Source organism: Bacteroidales bacterium (assembly GCA_018334875.1).
GTDB lineage: Bacteria > Bacteroidota > Bacteroidia > Bacteroidales > UBA12077 > JAGXLC01.
In genome coordinates this window covers 1-4,363 of record JAGXLC010000340.1, presented here as the reverse complement: position 1 = coordinate 4,363, position 4,363 = coordinate 1, and the positions used below count along the sequence as shown (strand labels likewise).

Genomic DNA, 4,363 nt, shown 5'->3' with positions numbered 1-4,363 from the left:
TAGGTTATTCCCGGAAACTGATTGCTTATTTCCCCTTCACTGATATAGGTTTCACGGGCAGTATAATAGTCATACCGGATACCCGGGACCATTTGCAAATCAGGAGAAAGGGAAATCTCATCCTGAATAAACATTCCGAAATCAGAAAACCGCTTTTTACTGACCGAAGAAAAACTTGCTCCGAAATGCTCAGATTCCTCATCAAGTACCAGGTATTTGCCCGATTCATGAAAATTACTGTAGGAAAACTGAATTCCGGCAAGTATATGATGGCTCTTGATGCTTTTATCATACATGGCTATACCACTGAATGTATTCTCATCGGCCAGATAAGGCGTTAGTTCGGAAACAGGGGGTGACGTATGATGAATGGAGGTATAATCTGTTAAATAAGTATCATTCGTGGCGTTTCGCTCATGCTGAATATAAGCAACACCGATCTGCAGTTCCGAAGAATCTTCAAATGTTGATTCATAGGACAATTCTCCCGCATACCGGTGGGTTAGAATCCGTTCACTGCCTTCATAAAAAGGATTTTTAATATAGTCCCCGGTGAGTTCCCCACCTCTGCGTAATTCATCTATAAAACGCCCCCGGAGGGTAAGCCGATCCTGTTGAGATAAAAGGTTTTCCACAAATACACTTGCTCCTGCATTTGTAAGATTTTGTTTGACCCTGTCCGAGATTCCATCCTGCTGTTTCACAGGGGAATTTTCGCTGGTATAATCCACTGCATCGCCGGTACTTCGTTGTCCATATATCACGACTCCGAGGTTTCCCCGCTCATTGCGCAATGAAGAGGTAACCTGATAGGTATTGGTTTTGAATCTTCCCCATTGCATGTCTATCGTGGTCATCGGATCATATGTAGGCTTCCTGGTGATAATATTAATGGCCCCGGCTATGGCACTACTCCCGTAAAGAGCCGAACCTGCACCTTTTACTATTTCTATGCGCTCAATATTGGGAGTACCTACCTGCTGCAATCCATATACCGAAGCCAGTCCGGAATAGATGGGCAAACCATTCACAAGTATTTGTGAGTACTGTGATTCAAGGCCCTGCATTCGAACAGAAGTGAAATTACAATACTGACATTCTTGTTGTACCCGAATTCCCGGTATACCCTTTAATGCCTGATATATATTACTGGCATTCTGATTCTCTATTTGCTGTGCCGGGATCACTTGCGTTTTCACAGGCACCTGTTTGACATAATGTTCCGTGCGGGTGCCGGTAACAACCACATCCTCCATCTGTAAAGCATCTTCCTCTACCTCTATGGAAAGTTTTATATGTTCACCCGGTTCGACAGTTACAGGCTTCTCAATTTTTTTGTAATCAAGCCCTTTCACAACCAGGGTATGATCACCTGAAGGGACATGCTTTAAATTGAAACGTCCCTTGGGATTGGTCATGGTACCTATATGGGTGTCTTTTATAAGCACATTTATAAAAGGTACAGGTTCTCCCTCACACATCACAGTGCCCTGTATTTTAGCCGGTCTTTGCCGGGAAGAAGTATTACTCTGAGCATAAAGAGCAGTATTGAACAAAAAAAATATAAGTACTATTGAAATAATCGCTGTTTTATTATTATTCTTATAAAGAAGATATATCCTAAACATTGACTTTTAATTTTTAATGATTCACAAGACATAAGGTTTGAACACTGGTTCAGATAAGAACCCACAGGGTAACTAAATTCAAGATAAGAAAATGGGATACTCAAACCAGTGCTTTTTGTTTTTTTACCAGCCTTACTTGCCTATACACCAAGGGCTTTTCATGGGAATTTAAATAGTAAATCCCGGCTTTTCAACAAATTTGGGCAAACAAGTAATGACCGGATTAACAGGCTTTATAAGGGGGTGCCCGGGGAGAGGAATACAATAAAACAGAGGAGGCTACATCATGAATTGAATATACGGGTCGGTCGATCTCTGCTGATGATATAAAATGCACATCAACAATAGAGAGGCCTTCCGATGGAATATAAGGTTCATTGGTTATCTGATGAAACAGGAAATATTCAGAGGGTGAATGATGATGCTTCTGAAAAGGAGAATCGGGATCGCTGGTGTCTTCTTTATAGGGATGGGAATGATGGATAACCTCACCATCAGGTAATTTATGATAATGAGCATTTATTGTTGAATTTATTGTTATCCCGGCAATGACCGCGATTAACAATACAGAAATGATATTTTTTCTTATCCGAATCAAGTACATTCTTTTAACACGGCTTCAAAAATAATAAAAACCCAGCTTCATAATCAGGCTTTCTTTTCTTTAATACACACAAAAATATTTGTGATAATTATTACACACAATCCCAAGATGTTGGGATTTTTTATAAAATAACAATATCATTTTATGTGTCTCTTAATCAGAGGCATTCCCAATTTTCCCCAAAATTTGGGGTATAAATTAGGAAAATGTAAAGTCTAATCTTAATAAAGTACGCATTAGAGTCCGGTCACATAAAAGAAGAATTTAAACCGGACTCATCTTCGTAAAAACAATAAATAAAGCCAACATGACTCCTGCCAAAAAGGCCCAGTTGGAATGTTTTTTTTCGTATTTTCTGGCTTCAGGCAAAAGGTGAGAAGCTGAAACATAAATTAAAACGCCCACCACAAAACCAAGGGCCAATCCCAGCACAGATTCATTCAACATATTTACGAACGGATAGGCAATAAACGCGCCGACCGGCGTAGTAAGAGCCGCTACAAAAAAGGCATACCATGCAGCTTTCTTTTTACTTATTTTTCCCTCCACCAATACGGAAAAGGTAATTACTCCCTCCGCAAATTCATGGACAACCAAACCGATACCTGACAAAATTCCGATCGCTATACTGGCACTGAAAGTAATGGCATATATAATTCCGTCTACAAAGGAGTGTATTCCTATACCCTCAATGGCGGTAATACCAAAAGCCAGACTTTTTTGTTTTGTTCTTTTTTCTATCAGTTTATTACTGAAAAACATGTATAAAAATCCAACCAAAGCAGCAAATCCTGAGTAGAAATTTTTATCTATAGCATTAGGCAAAGCAAAAGTCAAGGGAACAGATATTAAAACACCAGCAGCAAAACACATAAAGTAGGTTTTTGCTTTTTCAGCCCATTCCTTATACTTATAAATGGCAAAAATTCCTATCGCGTTGACGATTGCTGCACCAACAGCAAATAGTGCAATCCATGTAAATGCACTTAACTCTATCATTTTATCTTTCCTTTAATTTATTAGTTCTTAACATATACTTTGCCCTGGATAATCTTATTTGCCGGTTGACCACGGATCATTCTGCGCCTTGCAAACTGAATTCCACAATTGGGACACCGCAAATCCCAATTAGTATGATCTTCCTTGATATGTTTAAGAAAACATTTGATCAGATGTCCCGCTTTTGCTTTATGGTACTTATACAGAAGAGTCTTACAGTTTGCGCAGTATATTTTTTTGATCATAATAAACAGGTGAAAATCAAAATAATCAATCACTAAATTTCTATAATTCTTCCGGCTCCTCCTTCAACATATTTATCCGGATATAACCTCTTAATTTCTTTAATATATTGTGTACAATGTGTAGGACAAATCAACTCAAGGTCCCTGAACAATTCAAACTCCCTGAATCCATGTAATCCACCAACAATTCCATAAATATTACCAAATTGAGAGGCCGTGGAAAGAATATCATTCATCATGGGATGGGAACATCCTACTAAAACCACCAACCCCTTATCGGTTTGAACAACCAATGATTGTTCAATCTGATCAATCTCACCAGTGGAATAAAAATGTTCATGAAGTTTCATTGGCTGATCCACGTGAATCGTTTCCCTACCATGATGCACTTCCATGAGGGAAGGTGATACATATATTTTAACATCGCTGTTTTCATTCAGAAAAGATGAAAGTCCTCCAACGTGGTCGAAATGGGCATGAGAGATGAACACCTCCTCTACGACACGAGGATCAAAATCCAGTTTTTTCATGTTGTCAAGCAATATGGAGCCCTCAGTTCCTGTGTCAAACAGTATGGTCCGGTCATGTGCTTCAACAAGAGCAGCAAAACCCCAGTCAGGGGTGAGCTCATCAAGATATGCAGTATTGTCATAAAGAATGGTAACCTTCATTTTTATCGGCTTTTATTATAAATACAAGAATTTCCTAAATTTTTCTTATCTCCGGTATTCTTGTTTTTCGGGTAGAATCAGCCACATTACTCAGTTCATCCAGCATTTCTTTTCCAATCGGTACCTGTGCTTCCTGTGAGGAAAATTCTACACCTTTAACCCTTTCTATTCTGAAAAACAGCTTTCCGGGCTTTTCAATTCTTGTAAACATCAGAT

The 4,363-nt window shown here is 38.9% G+C and carries 5 protein-coding genes; all 5 read right to left on the bottom strand.

All coding sequences use genetic code 11. The features are described 5' to 3' along the window. Nucleotides 1-1,628 (bottom strand): TonB-dependent receptor (locus tag KGY70_17705; GenBank protein MBS3777038.1); only part of this gene is annotated, 1,628 nt, incomplete at its 3' end. A 223-nt stretch (nt 1,629-1,851) separates the two neighbouring features. Continuing rightward, nucleotides 1,852-2,226, bottom strand: a complete 375-nt coding sequence (locus KGY70_17700) for a hypothetical protein (protein MBS3777037.1) — start codon at nt 2,224-2,226, stop codon at nt 1,852-1,854. 270 nt (nt 2,227-2,496) lie between these two features. Continuing rightward, nucleotides 2,497-3,231 (bottom strand): ZIP family metal transporter, encoded by a 735-nt coding sequence (locus KGY70_17695; GenBank protein ID MBS3777036.1) that lies wholly within the window; start codon nt 3,229-3,231, stop codon nt 2,497-2,499. 277 nt (nt 3,232-3,508) lie between these two features. Continuing rightward, nucleotides 3,509-4,147 carry an MBL fold metallo-hydrolase gene (locus KGY70_17690; GenBank protein ID MBS3777035.1) on the bottom strand — a complete coding sequence of 213 codons (639 nt, stop codon included), beginning with the start codon at nt 4,145-4,147 and terminating at the stop codon, nt 3,509-3,511. 34 nt (nt 4,148-4,181) lie between these two features. Next, nucleotides 4,182-4,363: hypothetical protein (locus KGY70_17685; GenBank protein ID MBS3777034.1), on the bottom strand; the 182-nt coding region annotated here is incomplete at its 5' end.